The organism is Acidaminococcus fermentans DSM 20731 (assembly GCF_000025305.1).
Lineage (GTDB): Bacteria > Bacillota > Negativicutes > Acidaminococcales > Acidaminococcaceae > Acidaminococcus > Acidaminococcus fermentans.
On sequence record NC_013740.1, the window covers coordinates 2,285,103 to 2,311,964 of the forward strand.

Consider the following 26,862-nt stretch of genomic DNA (forward strand, 5'->3'; position numbering starts at 1 on the left):
TCCTTATTGACGGGAGCCTGGGAGAAGGCGTCTGTACCCGATTCTGTCGAGCGTTTCTTCAAATCGTCCATCGAAATACCCCCTCTTCTCTATGATCAGGGTCAGCCGGGTATGCTCCGGAAGGAGCCGTCCGCTGGTGATCAGCTGGTCGTTCAGCCGGATTTCCCGGGTGGCGTAATGGGAATTCAGCCAGTCGATCCGGGGGAACACCTGGCCGATTTCGTCCATGTAGATGTTTCCCTTTTCGTCGACCCAGGTCTTTTTCCCCTTGTTCTCCGGGATCCCCGCCCCAAAGGCCGGGAAGGAAATGGTATCCAGCACCAGGCTGTTGTCGTCAGCCACATGGAAATATTCATGCCAGTGGATGTGCTCCAGGGAATGGATCCAGCCGAAAAACAGCCGGTCCCCCCTGCCGGCGGGAAATTCCACATAGGTTTTCCCTGTCTGATAATCCCTGATCCGCAGGACCGTCTGGCTGGCCCAATGCCACCAGAACAGCAGTCCGACGGCAAAGGGCAGGGCCAGACAGGCCAGGATCTTTTTTTTACCCTTCATGGGACAGCGTTACAGCTTCCCTTTTTCTTTCCAGAATTTTTCCGCACCGGGATGCAGCTTCAGAGAGGTCCCTTTGATGCCTCTCAGGCCGGTATCCAGGGTGATTTCCCGTTTGGCGGTGGCGTGGGAGGCGCCGATGGTTTCCAGGCCCTTCTGGGAATAGATCCCGGTGAGCAGGTCATAGACCACATCGTCCGGCAGCTTCTTGTCCACCAGCATCACGTTCATCACAGCAGCGGTAGGCGTATCCACTTCGGTGTCATAGGATTCCTTGGGAATCTTGAAGGGCATGTAGAAGGGATATTTGGTGGTCAGGTTCTTGATGGCTTCCCCGTCGATGGGAATGAACCGGATCTTCTTCATGGTGCCCAGTTCCTTGATGGTGGCATTCCCCAGACCGGAGGTTACAAAGGCCACGTCGCACTGGCCATTCTTGATCTGGTCGATGGCTTCCCCGTAGGACAGGTAGTCCACTTTGGCATCGCTGTAGCTCATGCCGTTGGCTTCAAAGATCATCCGGGCATTCAGTTCCACCCCGGAGTTGGGAGCCCCTACCCCCACTCTCTTGCCTTTGATGTCCTTGAAGGTCTTGATGCCGGAATCTTCCGTGGTAACGATCTGGACCACATTGGGCCACAGACCCATCATCACCCGCAGATCCGGTTCTTTTTTCTTGCCTTCAAAAGCCCCGAAGGCATCCTGGCACTGGATCACCGAGTCGGACATGGCAATGGCCATTTCGCCCTTGCCGGTCAGGATCCCGTTGATGTTTTCAACCGTAGCCCCGGTGGCCGTAGCGGATGTTTTGTATCCCATTTCCCCGACGACTTTCGAGAAGGCGCCTCCGATGGGGAAATAGATCCCGCTGGTAGGTCCGGTCAGGACGGTGATGAACTGTTTGCTCCGGTCCAGTTTTCCGTCACTGGTCTTTTTGTCCCCGGAGCCGCCGCAGCCTGCGGCCGTTACGGCCAGCAACCCTGCCATCAATACTGCAAACCACTTTTTCACAATAATCCCTCCTTAGATTGATGAAATGAGAGCTCTTCAAACCCGGCAAAGGGCTGAATTCAGAAAGAAAAGGGGGTACATCATAAAAAGGCAATTCGTGAACCGCAAAATTCTGTTTTGCATAAACCAGACATTTATTTTCATAATTCCGCAAATTCTATGGATTCAGTATAACATACACTTTTCACACTTTCAACACAATTTTGTCTGCAACACTGTATACAACAGGTTGTATAAATACAGCATTTGTTCATGATAAAAGATGATTATGGATATTTCTCCCCCTTTCTGACAAATTCTCTGGAGTCGAGGCTGACGATTCAACCCCAACATCCCAGCATGATCTGCAGGATCCTCACGCCGGGAGGCCCGAAAAATCACCGGACAGGGGAATTTTTTCCGTGCACGCAAAAAAAGACCTGCCCAGCAGGACAGGTCTTTTACTTTCAAATGGTGATCCACCCGGGACTCGAACCCGGGACACCCTGATTAAAAGTCAGGTGCTCTACCAACTGAGCTAGTGAATCATTGCGTTACAGCTTAATCATTATAGCGTGAAGCAGCCGATTTTGTCAACCCTTTTTTTCCAGGTTTTTCATATAAAGATCCATTTCATCGGCAATCTTCTTGGAATACTCCACGGCATGGACCACGGTCTTGGCCCCGGTAACTACATCTCCGGAGGCAAAGACCCCGGGCAGGGTGGTTTCCCCTTCTTCGGAAATCTTCAGGTTCCCCCGGTCGTTCAGTTCCAGCCCTTCATTGTGTTCCACCAGCCGGCGCTTGGGCACCTGGGAAACGGCGATCACCACACTGTCCACGGGCACCAGCCGGGCGGTGTCTTCCAGCACAATCACATGGCCGTCTTCCACTTTGGTATCCGCCACCATGGGGCCTTCGTCCTTGATGGCCACGGCGGTTTTGTTGAATTCGTACTTCACCCCGTCCAGCAGGGAATATTCGTATTCATCCTGGGAGGCGGACACATGGTCCCGGCGCACATAGACGGTGACGTTTTGGCAGCCGTGACGGACGGCGGTACGGGCCACGTCCATGGCGGAGTTCCCGGACCCGAAAATGGCCACGCTCTGGCCCAGATCCACCGCATCCGGGTTGTTCAGATAGCTGATGGCATAATGGACGTTGCCGAAGGTTTCCCCGGGGATCAGCATCCGTTTGGGCCGCCAGGCCCCGGTACCGATGAACACGGATTTGTACCCGTCGGCAAACAGGTCCTTCAGGGTGATGTTGCCGCCGATGGTGAAGTTGAACCGGAACTTGATCCCCATCTGCTTCATCCGTTCCTCAAACCGGTCCAAGATGTACCGGGGCAGCCGGAATTCCGGGATCCCGTACCGCATGATCCCCCCGATTTTGTCCCGGGAATCGAACACGGTGATCTGGTAGCCCCGTTTGGCCAGGATGATGGCAATGGTGATCCCCGCCGGGCCGGCGCCGATGATGGCTACCTTTTTCCCGTTGGAGGGTGCCTGTTCGATTTTCAGCCGGTCGAAGCAGGAATCAGAAATGTAGTTCTCAATAGCGGAAATATGTACCGGAGCTCCTTTGATTCCCCGGATACAATGCCCTTCGCACTGGGCTGCATGGTTGCATACCAGACTGCAGACCACGGACAGCGGGTTGTTGTCGAACAGCATCTGGGCAGCGGTCATCAGGTCGTTTTCCTTGAACAGCCGGATCATTTCCGGAATATTGGTATGGATGGGACAGCCTTCCCGGCACATGGGTTTCTTGCACTGGAGACACCGGTTGGCTTCTTCCAATTCGTGAATGGACATACGGAAAACCTCGTTTCCTCAAAGATGGTATTTCCCTATAGTCTATCGAACCGGCAGGGATTCTGTCAAGGTGCTGTTGCATGGGCAACAGTACCTTGAATTGTCAATGGTCAATAGCCGAAGGCCTAAGCCACCTTCTCCAAAACGAAACAGAAAAAGACCGGTGCGGCAACACCGGTCTTTTTCGCGTGCCCAATAAGCACTCCTATCATTTTGCCTGAGTACAGTATATCATTCCCGTCATAAAAAATGCAATTGAACTGATTCAATGGTATGAGTCAACAAGTTCCCGGTAAAACCTTCATCCCAGTATAGTTATGCAGCAAAGTAAAGAGTGCAGATGGAAGAGCACGGACGATGAAAATCCTATGCCCCATTGCGATGCCGTAGGGGGCACAGGCCGGTTGCCCCGCCAGATGCACCAGTTTCCGGCACCAACGCCCCAGGGGTTCACCCCAGGCAAAATCCACCCCGGCCGCTCAGGAGGTCTGTGTCTCCTTCAATCCGGCAGTCCCAGGAACCAGCCGATGGGGATGGTGATAAGAATGGACAGCACCACTCTTTCAAACCAGATTACGAGGATATCCCTCATTTTCAATGGAATATCCGTTCCCATAATGCAGGGAATGCTGGCGGAGAAGAACAGGATCTCCGAAATGCTCACCACCGCAATGACGAATTTCAGCAGCAGGGTCCCGCTGCTCTTGATCAGGATGGAGGGCAGGAACATTTCCGGCAGGCACAGAGCCGCCGCTTTGCCGCCCAAAGCAGCCTGGGAAATGCCGAACAGTTTAAAGAGATGTATACACGATTTCAGGCAGGTAAACTGTACAGGATTTGTCAGTTTGGCAATATGGATGTTGGAAAAGCGGATTATTTCTCCACAATCTCCTCTTCCCGGACCGGCGGCTGTCCCAGCCAGCCCAGGGCTTCATCCAGGTCCAGGGTCACTTTTCCGTCTTCTTTTACAAAGGCGGGGATGCCGATGAAGGAACGGCCGTTTTCTCCTTCCCGGGCCGGGGCAAAGGCCGCTTCCCGGTCCCGGAGGGTGAAGAAGGCCTTCATGTTATCGGTATTGGCCGTCATATCAATGAACCGGAACTGGTCTTCCAGCTTCCGGGCCTTCAGGATGGCCAGGGTATTCCGGCAGTCGATGCAGATTTCGCTTCCATAGAACAGGATCATGGTTTCTCGCTCCTTTGTTTTTCTGTTGACCGTATTGTACCGGGTAAGGAGAAGGAATGCAAGCAGGTTGTATTCCGCAGAGAATCCTGCTATACTTTTTATTGAATCATATTTCACTGAATTATAATTCACTGAAGTACAATTCAGTAAAAAGGAGGCTGTTTCCATGTACTCTTTCATTGGCAGAAAAAAGGAGTTGCAGGCACTGGAAGCTCTCTACCGCAAGCCGGGTTTCCAGATGACCATTCTCTACGGCCGCCGGCGGATCGGCAAATCCACTTTGCTGCAAAAGTTTGCTGAACATAAAAAGGTCATTTTCTATACCGCCATCCGCAGCAGTCTTTACCGGAATCTGGAACTGCTCAGCCAGCGGGTCCTGGAAGTCCTGGCACCGGAAAGCCTGGGGATGGTCTTCCAGAATCTGGAACAGCTGTTTTCTTTTCTGGCCCAAAAATGCCAGAAAGAGCGGATTGTGTTCATTTTGGATGAATTTCCCTATATGGCAGAGGAATACCCATCCCTGCTCTCCATACTGCAGAAGGCCATCGACACGGAATGGCAGCAGGGCCAGATGTATCTGATTCTCTGCGGATCCTCGCTTTCGTTTATGGAAGAAAAGGTCCTCAGCGAAAAAAGTCCTTTATTTGGGCGCCGCACCTCCCAGCTGAAACTGGGGCCTTTTTCCTATCTGGAAGCCGCCGATTTCATTCCTGACTGCAGCTTCGAGGAAAAGGCCATCTGTTACGGGGTAACCGGCGGGGTGGCCAAATATCTGTCTCTTTGGGACAAAGACCGTTCTCTGGACCAGAACATTACAGATCTTTTTTTTCAGAAAAGCGGTTACCTGTTTGAGGAACCGGCCAATCTGCTGACCCAGGAGTTCCGGAACATTTCTTCCTACAGCGCCATTATCGAAGCCGTTGCCTCCGGCAAAACCAGGCCTGCGGAAATTGCTGATGCGGCACACCTGGATTCTTCCGCCACCTCCCATGCCCTCCGCAACCTTGTGGCCACAGAGATTGTCCAGAAGAACCAGCCCATTACCGATGAGAAGAATCGAAAAAAAATCCGCTACACCCTGGCTGACACCATGTTCCAGTTCTGGTACCGGTTTGTTCCCGCGGCACTGGATGCCATCGAACTGGGCCGGGGGGCCGCTTATTACCAAACCATTGTCCGGCCCCAGCTGTCCGACTATATGGGAAGCATTTACGAAGAAATGTGCCGCACCTATACGCTGCTGGCCGGGCTGGACGGCAAGTTGGCCTGCTTCGTTACCAGGACGGGAAAATGGTGGGGCACCAATCCCCAAAAGAAAGAAGAAACGGATATCGATGTGATAGGCCTGGATCCCGTCCATAAACAGGCTGTGCTGGGGGAATGCAAATTCAAAATGGAGCCGGTGGACAAAAAAGTCTATGAAAGCCTAAAAGAACGGAATGGTTTGATTGACCGTCATTACCAGACTGTACAGTATCTTTTCTTCGCCCGCAGTGGATTTTCTTCCTGGCTCCAGGAGCAGGCTGCAAAGGAACCCTTGAAGCTGATCGATCTCCAGGAGCTTTATGAAGGGGTAAAAATGTAGTTGTTGTATTTTCCGAACTGCACATATCTGTTTTTTTAATCGTTCAGTATGATAAGACACTTGTACCTATTTTTCTGTATCATATCTGACATATTTCATATTTCTTCATGGAGATTTCACACTTTTGTTGACTTTATACATATAATGGACTACACTAACCTTGTTCTGTTCCGTTTGCATCCGGAACCATTCTATGAGAAGGAAGTGCATGTCCATGAAGTTGAAGAAACTGGAAAAAGTCCTCGCTGTAACTGCCCTGTCTCTGAGTTTCTCCCTGGGGATGGCCTATGATGTCCATGCCATGGTGGGAGGCAAGCCGGTCATCGGAATTTCCTGGAAGAGCAACAAACAGGATTATACGGCCTTCAAAAAAATCATTGAGCTGGCCGGCGGTGTCCCGGTGGAACTGGGCCAGATCAAAAGCACCGATGTGAAATATGACGGTGACGGAGCCGTGGACAAATCCGCTCTGGAAAAATCCGGCATGCTGAAGCAGAAATATGCCAACAAGATCAAAGCCAAAGACTTTGCCAAAACCAACATCGCCACGGTGATGCAGGGTGTGGATGGGGTCTTCGGCACCGGAGGGGAAGACATCAGCCCGTCCTTGTATAAAAATGCAGAAAAGGAAAAGAACCACGGGGAAGGAATCAATGCCACCCGGGATATTTCCGACTATACCCTCCAGGCCTACTGCCTGGCCAACAACATCCCCACCCTGGATGTATGCCGGAGTGAACAGATGCTGGGGGTGGTGTCCGGAGCCAAAATGATCCAGGACCTGACGGATTATTACAAAGAACAGGGAAAGACCTACCATGATGATTTCCATCGGATGCCTCCGGGAACTCCCAACCGGGATTACGCCCGTCACGATGTGCATATCCTGCCGGCCCACTCCCATCTCCGGGAAATCGTGGGAGCTGATGAGCTGAAGAACGTTTCTTCCTGGCACCATCAGGCCATCGGCAGCATCGCCGGTACGGATCTGATCCAGACCGCAGAAACCACCTACAATGGTGTATCCGTCATCGAAGGGGTGGAATATCCCAAGAACACCTTTACGGTGGCTCTCCAGTTCCATCCGGAAAATGATCTGAAACAGGTACTGATCAACAAAAAAGACGCCAAGGACTACTGCGATACGAAGGTATCCCTGAAGTTCTTCCAGGCGCTGGTAAAAGCCGCAACGGAAAAGGCGACGAAGTGAATGAAGAAGGGGGGTGAAAAAAGTTCACCCCCCCTTTCGGTTTTACAAAATTCCAATCGATTTTATCTCATCATCCTATAGAAAAGAACAAACGAGCCAAAAGGTCCAGCCCGCGACCCGTGACTCATGGCCCGTACAGAATTTGAGATAATTTAGAGGATGTTGCATGAGCAACACCCCCTAAATTACCACTCTTTTCTCGCGCTTTTATCCCCGATGCCCATTTTCACCCGGTACTTGTTCACGGTCCGCCGGGCCACCTGGACGCCCTGCTGTTCCAGGGCCCGGCAGATGGCCTGGTCGCTGAGGGGATGATGCTTGTCTTCTCCCTCAATCAGTTCCCGGATCAGCTGCTGGAGCCGTTCTTCCGTCACGGCTCCCTGTTCATGGGAAGACGCCTGTCCCTGGAGAAAACTTCCGGCAGTAAAACTTCCCCAGCGGCAGCCGATCACCTTGTGCTGGAGAGCCCGGCTGACCGTGGAAACGGCCAGCCCTGTTTCTTCTGCCAGATCTGCCAGTTTCAAAGGCTGCCGGTGCCCGGGCCCCAGCCGGAAAAAGGGTTCCTGATGGCTCACCAGGGCCTGGAACACCACCAGCAGGGTCTGCTGCCGTTCCTTCAGCAGCTGTTGGAGCTGCCGTGCCTTGCCCAGCTGTTCTTTCAGATAGGCTTTCACCTGCCCATTCCCCTGCTCCCCGGCCCAGTCCAGATATTCCTGGTTCAGGACGAATTTCCGTCCCCAGGTATCGTAGACGGTGACTTTCAATCCTTCCCCGGTATCTTCCACCCGGGCGTCCTCCCGCTGGTACACCACCGGTCCGGCTCCGGCAAACCGGGCTCCCGGTTTGGGATCCAGTACACAGATCCGGGCCTTGGCGGCCAGGATTTCCTTCTGGGTACAGCCGAATTTCCGGGCCAGGGCCGGGATCTGGTTCCGGGCCAGAAGGTCCAACCCCTCCCGGATGATTCTCCGGGTCAGATCTGCCTCTTTCCCCTGGTTTTCCAGCTGGAGCAGCAGACACTGGGACAGGTCCCGGGCCCCGATTCCCGCCGGTTCCAGCTGCTGGATCTGCTGCAGCACCTGGAGAACCCGGTCTTCCGTCACCCCAAAGGCCCGGGCCGTTTCTTCCACACTTTCCGTCCACCAGCCCCGGCTGTCCAGAGTCCCGGCCATATAACAGGCCAGGCTCCGATCCACCCCGGAAAGCCGCAGACAGCCCAGCTGTTCTTCCACCACCTGCTGCAGGGTCTTTTCCTGCCGCCCAGCATTGGCCACCGGATCCGGCAGCGGTTCATCCTCCTGATCCCGGGTCCGTTTCCTCCGGTATACCTCCTGAGCCGTTTCCTGCCAGGCCGGCCCCTCTGCTTCACCGGGAAATTCCAGGAGGGGATTGGCTTCCACCGCCTCCCGGACGTACTGTTCCAGTTCCAGGGCCCCCAGCTGGAGCAGTTTCATCTGCTGGACCAGATGGAGGTTCAGCTGCTGCTTCTGCTGGGGAGCCAGGATAAGTTTTGTCATACCCATAACAGGTCCTTTTCCTCCTTCCTGTTTTTTCATCCTGTTTATAAAAAAATAATATACTCTAGAGTATCATACTTTAGAGTATATTATTTCACAAGACGGGGAATTTCTTCTTTACAGGCCCTTTTTCTCCATGGCCGCCTTCAGCTGCCGGAAGGCCTTTTCCACAGTGGACCGGGGGCAGGCCATGTTGAACCGTTCGAACTGGGCGGTGGCCGGTCCGAAGATCTTCCCGGAATCCAGCCACAATTTGGCCTCATCCACCATCAGGTGTTCCAATTCGTCGTCAGAAAGCCCGTAGCCGGAAAAATCGATCCACACCAGATAGGTCCCTTCCGGTTCCACAAAGGTGGCTTTGGGGAAGTTTGCCTTCACGAATTCCCGGGCCCAGGCAATGTTCCCGGCAATATATTCCACCAGTTCCTTCACCCAGGCATCCCCTTTGGTGTAGCAGCTTTTCACCGCCACCTGTCCCATGATGCTGCCCTGGCTGTAGCCGGCAGCGGCATTGGCTTTCCGGTATCTGCGCCGGAGTTCCTTGTCCGGGATGATGATGTTCCCGGGCTGGAGGCCGGCCACGTTGAAGGTCTTGCTGGGCGAATTGAATACAACCAGGTTGTTTCTGTATTTTTCGTCCAGGGTCAGGAAGCTGGTAAAGTGATGGGGCGCATAGACGAAATCACAATGGATCTCATCATCCAGGATGATCACATTGTGCTTCAGGCAGATATCCCCCAACCGGGTCAGTTCCTCCCTGGTCCACACCCGTCCCGCCGGGTTGTGGGGGTTGCACAGCAGGAAGGCTTTTACCTTGTTTTCCCGGATTTTCTGCTCAAAATCCCCAAAGTCGATGGTGTATTTCCCATTTTCATAATGGAGCTGGCTGTTGATGAAGCTCCGGCCATTGTCTTCGATGACTTCCCGGAAGGGATAATACACCGGCTGCTGGATCAGCACCCTGTCCCCCGGCTCCGTAAAAGCCTTCACCCCGGTGGCCAGGCCATAGACCACCCCGCAGCCCAGGGTCACCCATTCCGGCTGGATGTGGTACCCGTGATGGAGGGAGAACCACCGGTCCAGGGCGGCAAAGTATTCTGCATCCGGATCCGTATACCCGAAGATCCCATGGTCGATCCGTTTGTGGAAATCTTCCAGGATCTCCTCCGGCAGAGCAAAATCCATGTCCGCCACCCACATGGGCAGCAGATCCGTCCGCCCCTTCCGTTTCATGCCGAAATCGTATTTCAGGCAGCTGGTGTTCTTCCGGTCGATGATCCGGTCAAAGTCGTATTTCCCCATAGTATCGCTCCTTTTCCCAGTTGTTTTCTATATAATAGTATCTTACCGGATGGAAAGGAAGTTGGCAACAGAAAAGGGACTGTGAAAAAATGAGAAATTATTTTTTCACAGTCCCTTTTTGTCGATGGTCAATTGTCAATTGACATGGGGCTATTGCGCATGCAACAGCCCCACCTTTTCACAGCTTCGCCACCAGGGCGTATACGGTCATGCCCAGGGCGAACAGGTAGCAGACGGTCATGGAGATCTGGAGCAGCAGGGGCTGTTTCATCCCTTCGTTCACGTCCTTCCGCCAGATCATCCGGGTGACGAAGAACCCTGCCGTGGGCGTCCCGATGGCAGTGGCCAGGTTGGCGATGAAGATCAGCCGGGTGGGAGACCCGTTGTACAAAAAGCAGATGACACAGCCGAACACGATGCAGGCCACACACAGCCACCGGACCAGTTTGCTTTCCAGGCTCACGTCCTTATCCAGCCCTGCATTCAGCAGTACCACCCCTCTCTGGGTGTTCCCCAGAAGGCTGGAGAAGGCGGCTCCCAGGAGCGCCAGGCCCATGACCAGGTTGGCATACCCGCCCAGGAAGGGACGGAGCATAGCCGCCAGCTGGGCCGGAGCCTTGATCCGCAGCCCCTGGGGATGGAGGACGATGGCCCCCACCAGCACCACGGCGCCGGAAATCAGGATCACCGTCACCACATGGGCAATGGCATCCGCCAGCATGGTCCCGTTGAACATGTCCTTCTTGTTCCATTTCTTTTCTGCGCCCAGGTAGGTGCCGTAGACCCCGGCGGTAATGGCCGCATGGGTACTGATGAAGGCCAGGCTGTTGTGGATGCTCCCCTTAGGGAATCCCCAGTGGGTGACACCCTGGAAGAATCCGCCCCATTCCGGTCCTCCGGACACGTACAGGGTGGCATAGAAGGCGGCAATCATGGCCAGGATGCACAGCAGGATCCCTTTTTCCACCTTGGAATAGGTATTCTTGGAAAAATACATCACCAGCAGGATGGCGATCATGATCAGGGCCCCGATTTTCCAGTCGATGCCGAACAGCAGGTTCATGCCGGCTCCGCTGCCGGAAATGTTCCCGAAAGTGAAGAACAGACAGGCCAGGAACAGGCAGACACCCACAAAGGCCGCCGACCCTTTGCCGTAATAGTGGCGGATGGCGTGGATGATGGGCATGCCCGTCAGCATGGTAATCCGGTAGCAGGTGAGCATGAAGGTGATGCCCATAAGGAAAATGGGGATGAACAGCCACAGCATGTCATAGCCGTAGTTGGCCCCCAGCATGGCAGCGGTAGTGATGGCTCCCGGACCGATGACCACCCCGGTCAGGATGATGCCGGGGCCGATCCGCTTCAGCATCTGCAGAAAAGTCAGTTTGGGAACGGTTTCAGGGTCGAAGCCCAGATGTTCAATGTACATGATCTTATCTCCTTGTGGCAGGCGCCGGGTTTCTTTCCCAGCCCGTATTTTCAGGTATTGGCAGCTGCTTTTTGCAATCGTTTGTATTACTGCTCCTACTTTATAGCATTTCCCTGGGCTTTTCGTCAATATTTTCTGATACTTCTGCAACTTATTGCACGGATAAATATATCGTACAGCAAGGTTTCATGCGCCTTGACAAGTTTATATTGACAAAACTCTTTCACTATGATATTTATTAATCGTATGCAAACGTTTTCGTAAATAAGTAACAATACCTATCAATTCCGGATCCATCAATCCGGGAAAGGAGTGAAATTCCATGCCAACCCTGAAAGACGTGGCCAAGCTGGCCTGCGTGGATGTGAGCACCGTCTCCCGGGCCCTGAACAACAATCCCTGCGTCCACGCGGAGACCAAGGCCCGGATCATGGCCGCGGTGGAAAAACTCAGCTACCGGCCCAACCTGCTGGCCAAGGGGCTGCGTCAGGGCAAACGGCACACCATCGGAGTGGTGGTGCCCCGGCTCCATCTGACAGTGTTCTCCACCGTAGCCCAGGCCATCGAAGAAACGGCCCGGGCCCAGGGATATGCCACCCTGCTGTGCAGCACCGAAGATGATCCCCAGATTGAAAAAGAGGGGCTGAGCCGGCTGCGGAACGGTCTGGTGGACGGGATCCTCCTGGCCGGCACCGGAAAGAACAAAAAACTGGTCCGGGACATCCAGGCTTCCGGGATCCCGGTGACCCAGGTAATCCGGATCCAGGATGACACTCTCTCCAGCGTCACCGTGGACTATGTGAAATGCGGATACGAGGCGGTGAAGTACCTGTACGGCAAGGGAAGCCGTCATCCCGGTCTGATCACCGGTTCTTTGAAGGTATCTCCCTATAAATTCCGGTATCAGGGATACAGGGAAGCCCTGGAGGAACTGGGGCTGAAGGAAATCACCTCCGAAGCCAAAGGGTTCACCAGTTCCCTGGAATACGGCTACCAGACCACCAGGCAGATGCTTCTGGAGCATCCGGAACTGGATGCCATCCTGGCGGCCACGGATGCCCAGGGCATCGGTGCCATGCGGGCCCTGAAGGAAGCCCGGAAAAAAGTTCCCCGGCAGGTCCGGATCATCAGCCTTACCGGCCATGAAATCGGGAACATGCTGGAAACCACCATGACCACCCTGGAAATGCCCGCCCGGGAAATCGGCCGGAAAGCCGCCCAGCTGGTGCTGGAGCAGATCGAAGCCAAGGACCGGAGCGCCGTGTCCATCCAGCATGTGGTGTACGATTCAGTGCTGATCGAACGGGAAAGCACCTGATAAACAACGGTTGTACAATCATTGTGGGACATGGGTTGGATTGAAAAAAGAGGGGCTGTTGCATAAGCAACAGCCCCTCTTTTTTCAATCCCTTGCGGTTACAGAAACCGGGCTCCGAAACTATACAGAGTCAGCGCGGTGGTAAACAGATAGCACAGGGTCATGGTGAGCTGCAACAGGCGAAGCGGCTTCAGGCCTGCCTGGACATCTTTCCTCCAGATCATCAGGGTCACAAAGAGCCCGGCCGTGGGGGTCCCGATGCTGGTGGCCAGATTGGCCAGGAAAATCAGCTGGGTGGGAGACCCGCTGTAGGCAAAGCATACAATCACCCCCAGGAGAAGGCAGGCCACACAGCTCCAGCGGACCCGTCTGCTTTCCAGCCCTACTTCCCAGCCCAGGCCGGCGTTCAGCAGCACCACCCCCCGCTGGGTATTCCCCATCAGTGCGGAAAAGGCGGAGCCCAGCAGGGCGGCCCCCATAACGAACCGCGCTTTACTGCCCAGGACGGGTTCCAGCATGCCGGCCATCTGCACCGGACTGGAAATGGTCAGCCCGGTGGGATGGAGGACAATGGCACCCACGGTAACAATGGCCCCGGAAATCAGGATCACTGTCAGCACATGGGCACAGGCATCCGACAGCATGGTGCCGTTGAACAAATCCTGTTTCTTCCACTTTTTTTCAGCCCCCAGATAGGTTCCGTAGATCCCGGCGGTAATGGAAGCATGGGTACTGAGAAAAGCCAATGACCCCAGGACGCTCCCTTCCGGAAATCCCCAATGGGTCAGTCCCAAGATGAATCCCTGGGGGTCCGGGCCTCCGGACGCATAGAGGGTGGCATAAAAAGCCAGGATCATCCCCAGGATGCAGACCATGACGCCTTTTTCGATTTTCGAATAGGTATCTTTGGAAAAGTACAGTCCCAGCAGCAGTGCCAGCATGATCAGTGCTCCGATTTTCCAGTCGACCCCGAAAAGCAGGCTCATCCCGGCGCCGCTTCCGGAAATATTGCCGAAAGTGAAGAACAGACAGGAAAAAAACAGACAGATGCCCACAAAGGCCGCGGCTCCATGGCCATAATAGTGCCGGATCCCATGGAGCAGAGGCATGCCGGTCAGCATGGCCAGCCGATAGCAGGTGAGCATAAAGGTAATACTCATGATGAAGATGGGGATAAACAGCCACAGCATATGGTATCCATAGCTGGAACCCAGCATGGCCGCAGTGGTGATGGCCCCCGGCCCCACCACAACACCGGCCAGGATGATGCCGGGGCCGATCCGCTTCAGGATCTCCAGAGCCGTCAGCCGTTTTACGGTGGAGGGGTCAAACCCAAGTTGTTTGTTTACTGCAGATTCCATAATTTCCTTCCTTATTTCAAATGAAAACGGCTGCCCATGATTGGATGGGCAGCCGCCTCGTGGTTTTCCTGTATAGGTCAAAAAGGATGGTCTTTGATGCACTCCGTTCAGAGGAGAATCTCCTGCTTATTTTTCGAAGGGTTTCATGTCCACTTTGGGCAGACCGCTCTTCTTCAGACCTTCTGCCACCCAGTCTTTTTCTTCCTGGTCCAGGGGCAGAACCGGTTTCCGCATCAGGCCGCTGGTGAATACACCGCGCTGTACCAGAGCTTCCTTCAGACGGGCATGGGCTTCGCCGGAAGGCTGGCCGCCGCCGTAGATGGCCTGGCTGATGGGATAAATGTTGTTGGAGGCATCCTGGGCTTCCTTCAGGGTGTGGTTGGCCGGGTCCTTGAATACTTTCCAGGCTGCAGTGATCAGTTCGGGCACGCAGCCGGCAAAGCCGATCAGAGCGCCGTCCATGCCGGGGAACCAGGATACACACAGGGTCTCATCATGGCAGGTGATCAGGGATACATCCGGGCAGGCTTTCCGCAGTTCACGGACGTCGTGTTCATAGATGGCGGTGACACGGGTACCCATCTTGATGGCCTTTACATGGGGGATTTCCTTGACCATCTTGATCAGGGTTTCCACCGGGTAGAAGGCCTTGCTGGTAGCCGGATACAGGTGGATGATGATGTCGATGTCGGCACCGTCAGCCACATCTTTGACGAACTGGAAGGGAGCCTTGGGGTTCATCCCGAAACGCAGCCACATATGGGGCGGCATCAGCAGGATCCCGTCAGCGCCGGCTTCTTTGGCATCCTTGGCCATTTCGATGGCGCCTTCGGTGTTTTCACAGTTGACCCCGGAGATGATGGTCATCACATCGCCGCATTCTTCGGCGCAGATTTCCGTTACCCGTTTCCGTTCTTCCCGGGTCAGACCGGTGACTTCGCCAGTGTGGCCGTTGCAGACCAGACCTTCGATGCCTTTGTTGTAGAAGGATTTGATCCAGCGCAGGTATGCTCTGAATTCCGGTTCGTTGATGGTATAGTCAGCGTTCAGAGGAACGGATACCGCCGGGAAAATGGTCTTGAAGTTCTTTACTTTTGCCATGATGAAAAACCTCCTGAAAATGATTTCTATTTTTTCGTCCTGTCTCTGCAATCGTTTGCATCAACCTTGGCTATTTTATATCATGTTTCAGGGTCATCCGTCAATGTTTTCTGACAGTTCCGCAATTTTTTGCACCGGCTTTTCATGTCTAGAAGCAAGGTTTAATGAGGTTATTCCACTTCAAAAAGAGGATTTTGTCAGTAATCGTATTTTATGAGCTTTTCATGCAATCGTTTTCATTGTATACTCGCGATTCTTTCCCTTTTCCCCCTCCCTGCTATAATGGATTCCATAAGAAGGGAGTTGTTTCCTTATGCAAAACAAAAAGAAGGTGTTTCTCACGGCCCTGTGCACCCTGGCGGCCTGTGTGCTGCCCCTCCTGCCTCTGGACAAGCCGGTCCAGGCCCGGCGCTATGAACGGATCGTGGTGTGCAGTGACATCCATTACGGCAGCAAAACCCGGGAACCGGAACTCCGGGCCCGGAAAATCGCAAACAAAAAAGCAGCCGTCCGGGACATCAACGGCTGGGAGGATGTGGACCTGTGCGTCTTTACCGGGGATATGGTCCAGAAAACCGGCAGCCCGGCTGACTACAAACTGGCCCGGGAACTGACGGACCGGGTGAAAAAGCCCAAGGAATTCCTGGCCGGGAACCATGAAGTCATCTATCACCGGGATCTGTCCAGCACCGGCAGGCTGGTACCGGCGGATCCTTATGAACGGGGGCTCCACCTCCAGACCTACGAGAAGACATTCGGTCCCCTGTACCATTCCCGGAAGCTGGGCCAGTACTTCCTGGTATTCCTGTCCCCGGACACCCTGGAAAGCAAATATGCCGTGGAGCTGTCCAAGGAACAGCTAGCCTGGCTGGAAAAGGAACTGAAGGACCACCGGCAGGAACCCACCCTGATCTTCTGCCATGCCCCCATCACCGGCACCCTGATCCCCGGCAGCAAACTGGATACGCCCCGGAATTACGCCCAGCCGGCCAAAAAGCTCCACCAACTGCTGACGGAAAATCCCCAGGTGCTGCTGTGGGTATCCGGCCACACCCATACATCTCCCAAGAACCCCAGTTTCAACAACCCGGTGAACAAAATCCCCGGCACGGAAATCCTGGATGTGCACAACCCCACCTGGGACGGAAAGCAGATATGGACCAATTCCCTGTATCTGTACCCGGAAAAAATCGAAATCCGCACCTACAGCCACAAAAAACACCAGTGGCTGCCCCAGATGGACCGTACGATACCGGTTCCAGGAGAAATGAGGAAGGGGGTGTGAAAAATTCACACCCCCAGTCGCGGGCCGCGAGTCATGGGTCGCGAGCCTGGACGTTGCAACCGTTTATTCTTTTTCTATAGAAGGATGAGGCAAAACCGACAGAAATCCAGAAAACCGTATTTTGGGGTTCCGCCAAGAAGCCCGCGACCAGACAGGTGGCTGTTGCACAGAACGCGTGCAGCAGCCACCTCTTCACAAATTGCTGTACACAGTCTTCTTCCCCTCTTCTTTCTCTTTTTGGAGGGAAATGAAATAATGTTCCGCATCCTCCACCAGGCTGTTGGTGAGGAGGCTCTGGAAAGCGGCTTCCTCCAGGCCTTTTCCCTGGACGGCGAACACATAGTTCCCGGTTTCCCAGCAGGCGGCAAAGAATCGGGGTCCCAGCCGGGCCATGCTGACAATCGTCTTGTTTACGGGTTGCTTATTCCATTTTACTCCATAAACTCCACTGAGAGTTTCTTTAGGCATATTGTTTTTCAATGCAGTACGGATCCGTACTTTTGTTTCTGGCTGTCCCAGCCGGACAAAGGAAAGGTCAGAAGAACGCCCGCTGATCACGGAAATCCCATCCAGGGCATAGCCGGAATCCCGGCTGAGGGTCAGAGGACAAAAGCCCAGGACCCGGGCGGCATCCTGGTAGGTGGCATAGGACACATAGGGATTGGGAACCTGATCCGGACCGGCGGCCGGAGCCGCAAAAACCGGTCCGGCTATCCCCAGGATCAGCAGGGAAGCAGATACTGCAAGAAACTGTTTCGTCTTCAGAGAGAACAATTGCAAAACCTCGTTTCTGATAAAGTCTGAAGTCAGCGCCTTCAGAAGAAGTGTAGCATGGAAATCCAGGCCGGACAAGGGGCATGGACGGGAGCCATGTCCGGATGGATGAAAAGTGAATGGAAAAAGTGAAGGGATTTGGTAAAAAAGAGGAAAGAAGAGTGGGAAGCAAGGGAAACAGGCCCTATTTTGTCAGCTGTCAACGGTCAGCGGCCAGCAGCCGATGGAAATCAATTTTTGCAAATTGATTTTGAAACAGCATGAACCGTAGGGAGCGCAGGCCGGTCGCCCCGCAAAACACATGGTCAGCTGCTGGTTGGGCGGGCGGCCGGACCTGACGCCTCTACGGAAACGATTGATATAACGGTTGCCGTTGTTCAAAGCCAGTTTTGCTGGTTTCCTTTGGCTGTTGACCGTTGACCGGACGGATTTTTTCATACGCAAAAAAGAGACTGTTGCTTTTGCAACAGCCTCTTACCTTTTAATTGGTGGGATTATGCGGATTCGAACCGTAGACCTCATCGATGTGAGCGATGCGCTCTAACCAACTGAGCTATAATCCCGATAAATTGTATTATACGCTTCTTTCCCAAATAATGCAAGGGGTTTTATAAAAAAATTCCTGCAGCCACTCCGGCCACCAAAAGCCCCGGCAGCATGTTTCCCACCCGGATCTTCAGGAGACGGGTCATGTTGATCCCCACCCCCAGGATCATCAGGCCTCCGCTGGCAGAGATCTCCTGGACCACGGTCTGGCTCATATAGGGCCCCAGGATTCCGGCCAGAGCTGTCAGGATGCCCTGATAGACCCCTACGGACAAGGCGGAGAACAGGACCCCGATCCCCATATTGGAGGCGTAGATGATGCCGCTGAGGCCGTCGATCATGGCCTTGGTGTATAAGGTGGTGGCATCCCCGCTGAGCCCGTCCTGGATGGACCCTACAATGGCCATGGCCCCCACACAGTACAGGAGACTGGTGGACAGGAATCCTTCCACAAAGGCCTCCGTCCCTGCATCTCCCTTTCCCTTGGCTTTCTGGACCCGGGCCGCCAGCCAGGTGCCCACCTGTTCCAGTTTCTCTTCGATCCCCAGGGCTTCCCCCAGGATGGATCCGGTGACCAGACTGATGATGGTCAGCAGGATGTGCTGTCCCTGGAGGGCCATCTGAAGCCCCAGCAGGATCACACAGAGAGCCAGACCGTAAATCACCGTTTCCTGGTATTTTTCCTTGATGCCCCGGCCCACCAGCAGGCCCACCAGGCTGCCGCCGGCAATGGCGGCCACATTCACAAGGGTTCCCGATCCGATCATGGCAGCCCTCACACAGTGAACAGCCCGGTTTTTTTCCGGTTCCCGGACCGGACCGGCCCCTGGAGCAGTTCATAGAGCCGTTCCAGATCTTCCGGTCCATAATATTCGATGAGGATCCGGCCCCCCTGGTCCTTTTGGGAAGGCTCGATCTTCACCCGGGTCCCCAGGTACTGGATCAGCTTTTCCTGGAAGGCCCGGGTATCCGGATCCTGGGCCTTCGTTCCGTTCTGGGAAGACGGGGCTTTCCGTTCTTTCTTTCCTGGCGTTTTTTCCGGAGGAAGCAGTTCTTCTTCCGTCTTCAGGTAAAGATGCCAGGGTTTCCCTGCTTTTTCCGCCTTGGCCACTTCTTCCACGATCCGGGCAGACCAGCCCCCTTCCGCCGCCTTCCGGGCCAGTTCATTGATTTTCTCCGGCGTATCCAGCCCCAGGAGGGGCCGTACCTGGCCGGGAGACAGTTTCCCTGCGGAAACCAGTTCTGCCACTTCAGCGGGCAATTTCAGCAGCCGCAGGGCATTGGCCACCGCCGCGCGGCTTTTCCCCAGCTTCCGGGCCGCTTCTTCCTGGGTCAGCCCCAGGGTCTCCATCAGCTGCTGGATGCCCCGGGCCTCTTCCATGGGATCCAGGTCGCTGCGCTGCATGTTTTCCACCAGGGCCACTTCCATCATGGCATCTTCATCGTAGTCCCGGACCACCACCGGCACCTTGGTGAGTCCGGCGGCTTTGGCCGCCCGCCAACGCCGTTCCCCGGCCACGATTTCGTACTGCCGCCCTTTCTTCCGGACGATCAGGGGCTGGATCACCCCGCTCTGGCGGATGCTTTCCTCCAGTTCCCGGAGGGCCTCAGGGTCAAAGGTCTTCCGGGGCTGGTAGGGATTGGGCTTCAGGTTCTTCACCGTCACTTCCCCTACCGCTTCTCCGGCCTGTTTCTCTTCCACCGCCGTTCTGGCCGCAGGAGCTCCCTTGGGCTTCCGCCCGCCGAACATCTTGTCCAGGCCCGTCATGCCCAGACCGCCTTTCTTACCGGCCACGGCGCTTCACCTCCCTTGCCAGTGCTCTGTAGGCTTCCGCCGCTTTCCCGTGAGGATCGTACACGGTAATGGGCTGTCCATAGCTGGGGGCTTCCCCCAGCCGCACAGAACGGGGAATCATGGTCTTGAACAGCAGCTCAGGGAAATGTTCCTTCACCTGGGCCACCACATCGTTGGACAGGTTGGTCCGGCTGTCCGTCATGGTCATGACGATGCCTTCAATGGTCAGATCCGGGTTGGTGGACTGACGGATCCGGTCCACGGTGGCCAGCAGCTGGGTCACGCCCTCCAGGGCATAGAATTCACACTGGATGGGGATCAGCACGCTGTCCGCCGCCGTCAGGGCATTGACGGTCAGCAGGCTGAGAGAAGGGGGACAGTCGATGATTACAAAGTCGTAATTGTCCTTTATTTTGTACAGATGTTTTTTCAGGGCATTGGGGGGATTCTTTTTCTCGATCAGATCGATTTCCGCGCCGGCCAGGTTCATGGTGGCAGGAGCCACCCACAGATCCTTCCAGGCAGTGGGCTGGATGATCTCCTCCAGTTCCGTATGGTTGATCAGCACATCATACAGACAGCGTTCCAGGCTGCTTTTATCGATACCCAGACCGCTGGTGGCGTTCCCCTGGGCGTCCAGATCCACCAGCAGTGTCTTTTTCCGTCCTTCCGCCAGACAGGCCGCCAGACTGATGCTGGTGGTGGTCTTCCCCACCCCGCCCTTCTGGTTGGCCACGGCAATGATTCGGGTCATAGGGTCCACTCCTTTCAAATGGGATTTCCTTTTTGGGACACTGTAGGATATTGTAACATAGAAATGAGGTTGTTGCACATAGAAGCAACAACCTCAGGTCACGAGCCATGAGTCGCTGGTCCCGGGCTTGTTTCTGCAGCTCTTTCCGTCCTTTTCTTTTCAAAAAACAGCGATGCAGCTGTACCCTGACTCCAGGACCGTATCATCCGACCCTCACCAACAAGCCCGGGACCCATAGCCCGCGGCCCTAAATCCTGTACCCTCTCTTCCCGATCTCCACTACGGTCTCACAGGCTTTCACCAGACTGGGGATGGGCAAATATTCGAACCGGCCGTGGAAATTGGCGCCCCCGGTAAACAGGTTGGGGCAGGGCAGGCCCCGCCAGGACAGCTGGGCTCCGTCGGTGCCGCCCCGGATGGGTTCCACCACCGGCGTGACCCCCACCGCCTCCATGGCTTCCCGGGCCAGGTCCACCACGGCCATATGGCCGTCCCGGATCTTTTCCGCCATATTGTAGTACACATCATGGTGTTCCAGTTCCACGCTGCCAATGCCATACTTTTCGTTCAGGAAGTCCGCCAGCCGGTCCAGGAAGACCTTCCGTTCTCCGAACCGTTTTTGGTCATGGTCCCGGACCAGCATGTGCATCCGGCAGGTTTCCACATCTCCCGTGATTTTGTACACATGGAAGAATCCTTCATACCCTTCCGTGTATTCCGGTTTTTCTCCTGCCGGCAGCGCCTGCTGCCATTCCGCCGCCATGGCCAGGGCATTCTTCATCTTCCCTTTGGCGGAACCGGTATGGACACTGCGCCCATGGAAAGTGACCACCGGGTTGTCCGCATTGAAGTTCTCATATTCCAGACCTCCCAGTTCCCCGCCGTCCACCGTATAGGCAAAATCCGCTCCGAATTTCGCCACATCGAAGCCGGAGGCGCTGCGTCCGGTTTCCTCGTCAGGGGTGAACCCCACCCGCAGGGTCCCGTGGAGGATTTCCGGATGGTCCAGGAAATGTTCCATGGCGGTGACGATGGCCGCCACCCCGGCCTTGTCGTCGGCCCCCAGCAGGGTGGTGCCGTCGGTGAACAGGATGTCCTGTCCCCGGTATTTCCGGATTTCCGGGAAATCCTTTGCGGAAAACACGATGCCCTTGTCCCGGTTCAGCAGCACATCTCCCCCGTCATAGTTCCGGACCCGCAGGGGTTTTACATCCTCCCCGGAGGCGTCCGGACTGGTATCCATATGGGAAATGAAGCCCGTCACCGGTCCGGAGATCCCCGCCGAAGCCGGCAGGGTGGCCATCACATAGCCATGGTCATCCAGAGATACATCGGAAAGCCCCAGTCCCTTCAGTTCTTCCGCCAGGGCCCGGGCAAACACCATCTGTCCCGGGGTGCTGGGCAGCAGGACATCCTGTTCCTCGTCGGACTGGGTGTCAAAGGAAACATACTGCAAAAAACGGTCCACCAGTTTGTTTTCGTCGATCATGGTATCCGTCTCCTTTCTGGATCTGAGGGCAGCAACGCTGCCCGTAATGGTCACTGGCCGTTGACAGGGGCCGCACAACCGGCAGCCCGCAAAACACACGGGCAAACGGTTATTTGGCGGGCGGCCGGGCCTGCCACCCCTACGGGAACGATTGATGCTGCCATTACCGTTGTTCAAAGGGGGTGTGATTTTTTCACCCTCCCTTACAGCTTAAAGTCCACAATGGCTCCCACGCCTACTCCGTCCACCCGGTTGATGTTGGAGATACTGGTGGCGTCGATGGGGATCATGGCCTTGACCCGGGCCACGCTGAGGAACTTCCCTTCCAGCTGTCCCACCGCTTTTACCTTGTCCACCTGGGCTTTTGGCCCCACCACCTGGACGGCGCCGATGTAGCTGCCGCTGCCCAGGCTGAGGATGGGCACCACCTTGGTGGCATAATGGGTATCCATGCCCTTCTGAAGGGTCATTTTGTTGATGAAGGTGTTGATTTCTCCCCCGAATCGGCTGACCAGATAGCTGATGCCTCCCAGTTTCAGGACGGAACCCAGATCAAAAGCCTGGGCCGGCAGAGCTGCCGTACCGGCTCCCAACAGATAGGCGGAAAGCACTGCGGCTGCGATTTTCTTGTTCATGGATGGAACCTCCTTCAGGATCAGATGGTTCAAGGATACCACAAAGAAGTTACGTTTATGTGACAAAGGACTGACAACAAAAAGAAGGCAATGTTTCACGTGAAACATTGCCTTCCCCACTCACAGCGGTTTCTTCACCGCCGTCCCGGCTTTCCGGGGATACTGCTTCGGAGTGGGCCGCACCTTTTTGATGGTGATGATGGCCCGCTGATCGGTCAGCCCCGGCAGCTGCACCGGCCGGACTTCTGTGATCTTTCCGCCCAGCACCTCCACCGCATGGTGGGCAGCGTCCACTTCCTCCTGGTATCGGCTGCCCTTCATGGCGTAGAACACGCCCCCTACCCGGACCAGGGGCAGGCAGTATTCCGCCAGCACCGGCAGGGCCGCTACCGCCCGTGCCACCGCCACATCGAATTTTTCCCGGAGAGCCGGATCCTTCCCGGCATCCTCTGCCCGGGCATGGGTGCACCGGACCTGGCCCAGGCCCAGATCCTTCACCACCTGCTCCAGAAAATTCAGCCGCTTCTGGAGGGAATCGATGAGGGTCACCCGCATCCCGGGATCATAGATCTTCAGGGGCAGCCCGGGGAACCCGGCGCCGGTGCCCACATCCACAATGGTATGGTTGTGGAACCGTTCCGGATCGTACACCAGCAGGGAATCCACCATATGCTTCACTGCCACTTCCTCCGGATCCGTAATGGCCGTCAGGTTCAGGCTTTTGTTGGTTTCCAGCAGCAGATCCGCATACCGGGTGAACTGGTCCAGCTGTTTTTCGCTGAGGGTAAAACCAGCCGCTTCTCCTGCTGCTTTCAGGGTTTCCCGATAACTCATGCTTCTTCTCCCTTCCGGCGCTGGGTTTCCAGCCACACCATCAGCACGCTGATATCCGCCGGGGACACCCCGGAGATCCGGCTGGCCTGACCGATGGAAACCGGCCGTTGCTTCGTGAGTTTTTCCATGGCTTCCGAAGACAGTTCCTGGATTTTGGTATAATCCATGTCTTCCGGAAGCAGTTTGTCCTCCAGTTTCAGGGCCCGTTCCACTTCCTGCTTCTGTTTCCGGATATAGCCCTGGTACTTCACCTGCACATCCACCTGCTCCGCCGCATCCACCGGAAGTTTTTCCAGGCCGAAGGCGTCCGCCAGTTTTTCATAGGTCACTTCCGGCCGGCGAAGCAGATCCAGCATGTTGATGGAACTCCGGAGGGCCGTGGACCCCATGCCGGTGACTTTTTCCTGGTTTTCCTCACTGGGAGCCAGATTGATTTTGGAGAGATTGAACAGGGTCCGCTCGATCACGTCCCGTTTCCGGGTGAAGGCGGCATACCGGTCATCAGTGACCAGCCCCACATCCCTGCCCTTCTGGGTCAGCCGCAGATCCGCATTGTCCTGGCGCAGCAGCAGCCGGTATTCCGCCCGGCTGGTCATCATCCGGTAGGGTTCCGTGGTGCCCTTGGTCACCAGGTCATCGATGAGCACCCCGATATAGGCATCGCTCCGTTTCAGGATCAGGGGTTTCTTCCCCTGGAGCTTCAGGGCCGCGTTGATCCCGGCCATAAGCCCCTGGGCAGCGGCTTCCTCATACCCGCTGGTACCGTTGGCCTGTCCCGCACTGAACAGCCCGCTGATGGCCTTGTGTTCCAGGTTGGCTTTCAGCTGGAGGGGATCCAGGCAGTCATATTCAATGGCATAGCCGGCCCGCATCATCTTGCAGTGTTCCAGCCCGGGGATGGTCTGCATGAAGGCCACCTGGATCTCTGCCGGCAGGGAAGAACTCATACCCTGGACATAGACTTCGTTGGTCCGGAGCCCCTCCGGTTCCAGGAACAGCTGGTGCCGGTCCTTGTCGGCGAACCGGATGATCTTGGATTCGATGCTGGGGCAGTACCGGGGCCCCACCCCTTCGATCATGCCGTTGAACATGCAGCTCCGGTCCAGGTTGTCCCGGATGATCTGATGGGTCCGGGGATTGGTGTAGGTCAGGTAGCAGGGCACCTGATTCCGGGTGGTGATGGTGCTCATGAAGGAGAAATTCCGCACCCGTTCATCCCCGTACTGGGGTTCCATTTTGGTGTAGTCCAGTGTCCGGGCATCCACCCGGGCCGGAGTCCCGGTCTTGAACCGCATGAGCTGGAGACCGGCTTCCTGGAGGGACCCGGTGAGCTTCATGGCGGACCGCTGGCCGATGGGACCGGACATGTAGGCCACTTCCCCGTAGAGGATCTTCCCCCGCAGGTACGTGCCGGTGCAGAGGATCACCGCGTCGGCTTCGAACACTTCCCCGGTTTCCGCTTCCACCCCCTGGACCTGGCCATTCTTGACCAGCAGCTTGTCGATCATCAGCTGTTTCACGTCCAGGTTGTCCTGGTTTTCCACCACTTCTTTCATGATGGTGTGATACAGGGGTTTGTCCGCCTGGGCCCGGAGAGCCTGTACCGCATAGCCCTTGCCGGTGTTCAGCATCCGCATCTGGATGCAGGCTTCATCGGCTGCCAGTCCCATCTGTCCTCCCAGGGCGTCGATTTCCCGGACCAGATGGCCTTTGGCTGGTCCCCCCACGGACGGATTGCAGGGCATCAGGGCAATATTGTCCATGGACAGGGTGGCCAGCAGGGTCTTCTGCCCCATCCGTGCCGCTGCCAGAGCCGCTTCGCATCCGGCATGGCCGGCTCCCACCACTACCACATCATAATGATCCACTACGATCATGCTTTTCCCCTCCGCTGTTACTTGCCCACACAGAACTGGGCAAAGATTTCATCGATGATTTCATCCGGCACGTCTTCCCCGGTGATTTCCCCCAGGTCATGGAGGGCCTGGGTCAGGTCTATGGTGAGACAGTCATAGGGCAGATGCTGCCGGGCCCCTGCCAGGGCATCCTCCAGGCTCTGAAGGGCCTTTTCCAGCAGGTTCTGCTGCCGGGCATTCTGGGTCATGCTGCTGCTTTCGCTGTCGGACCCTTCTCCGTAGACAAAATCCCGGAGCCACTGTTCCACCTGTTCCAGGCCCTTCCCTTCCTTCACGGAAAGGACCAGCACATCTTTTTCTCCATAGGTTTTCCGGAGCCCCTCCACATCCAGGGCCAGGGGCAGATCCGCCTTGTTCACCAGGATCAGTTTTTTCCGGTCCCGGAGACTTTCCAGCAGCTGCCGGTCTTCCGGATCCAGGGGCTGGGAGCCGTCCAGCACCACCAGGGCCAGCTGGGCATCCTCCAGGGCCGCCCGGGACCGTTCCACCCCGATCTTTTCCACCAGGTCGCTGGTATCCCGGAGCCCGGCGGTATCCGTGAGCACCAGAGGGATCCCGCCGATGGTCATCTGTTCCTCAATGATGTCCCGGGTGGTGCCGGGGATATTGGACACAATGGCCCGGTCCGCCTGGAGCAGGCTGTTCAGCAGGCTGGATTTCCCCACATTGGGCCGGCCCACGATGGCCGTCCGCAGCCCTTCCCGGAGAATCCGGCCGGCAGTCCCCCGGCGCACCAGGGTTTCCACCGCCTTTTTCCCTTCTTCCAGGGTGGATACGGTACGGTCATAGGTGACTTCTTCAATATCGTCTTCCGGATAGTCGATGCAGGCCTCCAGCTGGACCACCAGGTCCCGAAGAGTTTTCCGCAGGGCTTTCACCTGCCGGGACAGTCCCCCTTCATGGCCCCGGTTGGCCGCTGCCAGGGCCTGCCGGCTCCGGGCATTGATGATGTCCATGACGCTTTCCGCTTCCGCCAGGTCCAGACGGCCGTTCAGGAAGGCCCGTTTGGTGAATTCCCCCGGTTCCGCCGGCCGCGCCCCGGCCTGGAAGGTCAGTCTCAGGATTTCCTGGAGGGCTTCCCGGCCCCCGTGGCACTGGATCTCACAAACATCTTCTCCCGTATAGGAATGGGGTCCCGGCATGTACACCGCCAGCACCTCATCCACCACCTGGCCTTTCCCGTCCAGGATATGGCCGTACAGCAGCTTCCGGGCATTTTCCCTTCCAGGCTGTTCCCGCCCGGCAAAGAACCGGCGGACAATGGCAAGGCTGTCCGGTCCGCTGACCCGGATCACCCCAATGGAACCCACGCCCAGAGCAGTGGCAATGGCACTGATTGTATCATCCATCATTCGTTTCCTCCAAAAGAAAAAGAGGGGCTGTTGCAGCGCAACAGCCCCGTCAACGGTCAGCTGTCAACGGTCAACTGCCGAAGGAAGCCAGCACAGCTGGCTTTGAACATCG

At 55.9% G+C, this 26,862-nt stretch carries 23 protein-coding genes and 2 tRNA genes; 4 read left to right on the forward strand and 21 right to left on the reverse strand.

The window, feature by feature from the left end:
- Positions 1–3: 3 nt before the first annotated feature.
- The 6 genes from ACFER_RS10515 to ACFER_RS10540 all read right to left on the reverse strand — a co-directional run bounded on the left by ACFER_RS10515 (position 4) and on the right by ACFER_RS10540 (position 4,547).
- Positions 4–555, reverse strand: coding sequence for a DUF1850 domain-containing protein (locus ACFER_RS10515; RefSeq protein ID WP_012939378.1), 552 nt, complete (start codon positions 553–555; stop codon positions 4–6).
- 9 nt (positions 556–564) lie between these two features.
- Entirely contained in the window at positions 565–1,563 is a 999-nt protein-coding gene (locus tag ACFER_RS10520) for a TAXI family TRAP transporter solute-binding subunit (protein ID WP_012939379.1), read from the reverse strand.
- Positions 1,564–2,014: 451 nt separating this feature from the next.
- A tRNA-Lys gene (locus ACFER_RS10525) sits at positions 2,015–2,090 on the reverse strand.
- A 45-nt stretch (positions 2,091–2,135) separates the two neighbouring features.
- Positions 2,136–3,362 (reverse strand): NAD(P)-dependent oxidoreductase, encoded by a 1,227-nt coding sequence (locus tag ACFER_RS10530; RefSeq protein WP_012939380.1) that lies wholly within the window; start codon positions 3,360–3,362, stop codon positions 2,136–2,138.
- 499 nt (positions 3,363–3,861) lie between these two features.
- Positions 3,862–4,128, reverse strand: a complete 267-nt coding sequence (locus ACFER_RS11895; protein WP_041666284.1) for a hypothetical protein — start codon at positions 4,126–4,128, stop codon at positions 3,862–3,864.
- Between the two features lie 107 nt (positions 4,129–4,235).
- Positions 4,236–4,547, reverse strand: coding sequence for a hypothetical protein (locus ACFER_RS10540; RefSeq protein WP_012939381.1), 312 nt, complete (start codon positions 4,545–4,547; stop codon positions 4,236–4,238).
- Between the two features lie 166 nt (positions 4,548–4,713).
- On the opposite strand from ACFER_RS10540, the gene ACFER_RS10545 reads away from it, so the two are divergent.
- A complete protein-coding gene (locus ACFER_RS10545; RefSeq protein WP_012939382.1) occupies positions 4,714–6,132 on the forward strand; it encodes an ATP-binding protein in 1,419 nt (472 codons plus the stop codon).
- A 214-nt stretch (positions 6,133–6,346) separates the two neighbouring features.
- Positions 6,347–7,342 (forward strand): gamma-glutamyl-gamma-aminobutyrate hydrolase family protein, encoded by a 996-nt coding sequence (locus tag ACFER_RS10550; protein ID WP_227898339.1) that lies wholly within the window; start codon positions 6,347–6,349, stop codon positions 7,340–7,342.
- A 185-nt stretch (positions 7,343–7,527) separates the two neighbouring features.
- On the opposite strand, the gene rpoN is transcribed toward ACFER_RS10550, so the two are convergent.
- The 3 genes from rpoN to ACFER_RS10565 form a co-directional block, all read right to left on the reverse strand.
- A complete protein-coding gene (gene rpoN / locus ACFER_RS10555; protein ID WP_012939384.1) occupies positions 7,528–8,865 on the reverse strand; it encodes an RNA polymerase factor sigma-54 in 1,338 nt (445 codons plus the stop codon).
- A gap of 111 nt (positions 8,866–8,976) precedes the next feature.
- A complete protein-coding gene (locus ACFER_RS10560; RefSeq protein WP_012939385.1) occupies positions 8,977–10,161 on the reverse strand; it encodes a MalY/PatB family protein in 1,185 nt (394 codons plus the stop codon).
- Between the two features lie 178 nt (positions 10,162–10,339).
- Positions 10,340–11,590, reverse strand: a complete 1,251-nt coding sequence (locus ACFER_RS10565) for an Nramp family divalent metal transporter (RefSeq protein ID WP_012939386.1) — start codon at positions 11,588–11,590, stop codon at positions 10,340–10,342.
- A gap of 322 nt (positions 11,591–11,912) precedes the next feature.
- Here ACFER_RS10565 and ACFER_RS10570 point away from each other — a divergent pair, with 322 nt between their 5' ends.
- On the forward strand, positions 11,913–12,908 hold the full coding sequence (locus tag ACFER_RS10570) for a LacI family DNA-binding transcriptional regulator (RefSeq protein WP_012939387.1): 996 nt from the start codon (positions 11,913–11,915) through the stop codon (positions 12,906–12,908).
- 98 nt (positions 12,909–13,006) lie between these two features.
- Here ACFER_RS10570 and ACFER_RS10575 read toward each other — a convergent pair whose 3' ends face one another.
- Together ACFER_RS10575 and ACFER_RS10580 are read right to left on the reverse strand one after the other, a co-directional pair.
- Positions 13,007–14,269 (reverse strand): Nramp family divalent metal transporter, encoded by a 1,263-nt coding sequence (locus ACFER_RS10575; protein WP_012939388.1) that lies wholly within the window; start codon positions 14,267–14,269, stop codon positions 13,007–13,009.
- A gap of 126 nt (positions 14,270–14,395) precedes the next feature.
- Positions 14,396–15,370 (reverse strand): dihydrodipicolinate synthase family protein, encoded by a 975-nt coding sequence (locus ACFER_RS10580; protein WP_012939389.1) that lies wholly within the window; start codon positions 15,368–15,370, stop codon positions 14,396–14,398.
- Between the two features lie 313 nt (positions 15,371–15,683).
- On the opposite strand from ACFER_RS10580, the gene ACFER_RS10915 reads away from it, so the two are divergent.
- Entirely contained in the window at positions 15,684–16,655 is a 972-nt protein-coding gene (locus ACFER_RS10915) for a metallophosphoesterase family protein (protein WP_012939390.1), read from the forward strand.
- Positions 16,656–16,847: 192 nt separating this feature from the next.
- On the opposite strand, the gene ACFER_RS10590 is transcribed toward ACFER_RS10915, so the two are convergent.
- From ACFER_RS10590 to mnmE, 10 genes are all read right to left on the reverse strand, one after another.
- Complete coding sequence (locus ACFER_RS10590) at positions 16,848–17,429, reverse strand: hypothetical protein (RefSeq protein ID WP_012939391.1); 582 nt, start codon at positions 17,427–17,429, stop codon at positions 16,848–16,850.
- Between the two features lie 486 nt (positions 17,430–17,915).
- Positions 17,916–17,992: transfer RNA gene (locus tag ACFER_RS10595), tRNA-Val, on the reverse strand.
- Between the two features lie 45 nt (positions 17,993–18,037).
- Positions 18,038–18,742 carry a DUF554 domain-containing protein gene (locus ACFER_RS10600; RefSeq protein WP_012939392.1) on the reverse strand — a complete coding sequence of 235 codons (705 nt, stop codon included), beginning with the start codon at positions 18,740–18,742 and terminating at the stop codon, positions 18,038–18,040.
- Between the two features lie 8 nt (positions 18,743–18,750).
- On the reverse strand, positions 18,751–19,770 hold the full coding sequence (locus ACFER_RS10605) for a ParB/RepB/Spo0J family partition protein (RefSeq protein ID WP_012939393.1): 1,020 nt from the start codon (positions 19,768–19,770) through the stop codon (positions 18,751–18,753).
- Positions 19,760–20,524 carry a ParA family protein gene (locus tag ACFER_RS10610; RefSeq protein WP_012939394.1) on the reverse strand — a complete coding sequence of 255 codons (765 nt, stop codon included), beginning with the start codon at positions 20,522–20,524 and terminating at the stop codon, positions 19,760–19,762. Before ACFER_RS10610 ends, ACFER_RS10605 begins: the two co-directional genes overlap by 11 nt.
- Positions 20,525–20,771: 247 nt before the next feature.
- Positions 20,772–22,013 (reverse strand): peptidase T, encoded by a 1,242-nt coding sequence (gene pepT / locus ACFER_RS10615; protein ID WP_012939395.1) that lies wholly within the window; start codon positions 22,011–22,013, stop codon positions 20,772–20,774.
- A gap of 203 nt (positions 22,014–22,216) precedes the next feature.
- The gene (locus ACFER_RS10620) at positions 22,217–22,648 is read right to left on the reverse strand and encodes a hypothetical protein (RefSeq protein WP_012939396.1); all 432 of its coding nucleotides are present in this window, start codon (positions 22,646–22,648) and stop codon (positions 22,217–22,219) included.
- Positions 22,649–22,768: 120 nt separating this feature from the next.
- A complete protein-coding gene (rsmG, locus tag ACFER_RS10625) occupies positions 22,769–23,482 on the reverse strand; it encodes a 16S rRNA (guanine(527)-N(7))-methyltransferase RsmG (RefSeq protein ID WP_012939397.1) in 714 nt (237 codons plus the stop codon).
- The gene (gene mnmG, locus ACFER_RS10630; protein ID WP_012939398.1) at positions 23,479–25,359 is read right to left on the reverse strand and encodes a tRNA uridine-5-carboxymethylaminomethyl(34) synthesis enzyme MnmG; all 1,881 of its coding nucleotides are present in this window, start codon (positions 25,357–25,359) and stop codon (positions 23,479–23,481) included. Before mnmG ends, rsmG begins: the two co-directional genes overlap by 4 nt.
- A 17-nt stretch (positions 25,360–25,376) precedes the next feature.
- On the reverse strand, positions 25,377–26,750 hold the full coding sequence (gene mnmE / locus ACFER_RS10635) for a tRNA uridine-5-carboxymethylaminomethyl(34) synthesis GTPase MnmE (RefSeq protein WP_012939399.1): 1,374 nt from the start codon (positions 26,748–26,750) through the stop codon (positions 25,377–25,379).
- Positions 26,751–26,862 lie beyond the last annotated feature (112 nt).

What these genes read in the sequence shown, in the direction of transcription:
- ACFER_RS10515 (WP_012939378.1), bottom strand. Translation starts at nt 555, where the DNA reads ATGAAGGGTAAAAAAAAGATCCTGGCCTGTCTGGCCCTGCCCTTTGCC.
- ACFER_RS10530 (WP_012939380.1), bottom strand. Translation starts at nt 3,362, where the DNA reads ATGTCCATTCACGAATTGGAAGAAGCCAACCGGTGTCTCCAGTGCAAG.
- ACFER_RS10540 (WP_012939381.1), bottom strand. Translation starts at nt 4,547, where the DNA reads ATGATCCTGTTCTATGGAAGCGAAATCTGCATCGACTGCCGGAATACC.
- ACFER_RS10545 (WP_012939382.1), top strand. Translation starts at nt 4,714, where the DNA reads ATGTACTCTTTCATTGGCAGAAAAAAGGAGTTGCAGGCACTGGAAGCT.
- ACFER_RS10550 (WP_227898339.1), top strand. Translation starts at nt 6,347, where the DNA reads ATGAAGTTGAAGAAACTGGAAAAAGTCCTCGCTGTAACTGCCCTGTCT.
- rpoN (WP_012939384.1), bottom strand. Translation starts at nt 8,865, where the DNA reads ATGGGTATGACAAAACTTATCCTGGCTCCCCAGCAGAAGCAGCAGCTG.
- ACFER_RS10560 (WP_012939385.1), bottom strand. Translation starts at nt 10,161, where the DNA reads ATGGGGAAATACGACTTTGACCGGATCATCGACCGGAAGAACACCAGC.
- ACFER_RS10565 (WP_012939386.1), bottom strand. Translation starts at nt 11,590, where the DNA reads ATGTACATTGAACATCTGGGCTTCGACCCTGAAACCGTTCCCAAACTG.
- ACFER_RS10570 (WP_012939387.1), top strand. Translation starts at nt 11,913, where the DNA reads ATGCCAACCCTGAAAGACGTGGCCAAGCTGGCCTGCGTGGATGTGAGC.
- ACFER_RS10575 (WP_012939388.1), bottom strand. Translation starts at nt 14,269, where the DNA reads ATGGAATCTGCAGTAAACAAACAACTTGGGTTTGACCCCTCCACCGTA.
- ACFER_RS10580 (WP_012939389.1), bottom strand. Translation starts at nt 15,370, where the DNA reads ATGGCAAAAGTAAAGAACTTCAAGACCATTTTCCCGGCGGTATCCGTT.
- ACFER_RS10915 (WP_012939390.1), top strand. Translation starts at nt 15,684, where the DNA reads ATGCAAAACAAAAAGAAGGTGTTTCTCACGGCCCTGTGCACCCTGGCG.
- ACFER_RS10600 (WP_012939392.1), bottom strand. Translation starts at nt 18,742, where the DNA reads ATGATCGGATCGGGAACCCTTGTGAATGTGGCCGCCATTGCCGGCGGC.
- ACFER_RS10610 (WP_012939394.1), bottom strand. Translation starts at nt 20,524, where the DNA reads ATGACCCGAATCATTGCCGTGGCCAACCAGAAGGGCGGGGTGGGGAAG.
- pepT (WP_012939395.1), bottom strand. Translation starts at nt 22,013, where the DNA reads ATGATCGACGAAAACAAACTGGTGGACCGTTTTTTGCAGTATGTTTCC.
- ACFER_RS10620 (WP_012939396.1), bottom strand. Translation starts at nt 22,648, where the DNA reads ATGAACAAGAAAATCGCAGCCGCAGTGCTTTCCGCCTATCTGTTGGGA.
- rsmG (WP_012939397.1), bottom strand. Translation starts at nt 23,482, where the DNA reads ATGAGTTATCGGGAAACCCTGAAAGCAGCAGGAGAAGCGGCTGGTTTT.
- mnmG (WP_012939398.1), bottom strand. Translation starts at nt 25,359, where the DNA reads ATGATCGTAGTGGATCATTATGATGTGGTAGTGGTGGGAGCCGGCCAT.
- mnmE (WP_012939399.1), bottom strand. Translation starts at nt 26,750, where the DNA reads ATGATGGATGATACAATCAGTGCCATTGCCACTGCTCTGGGCGTGGGT.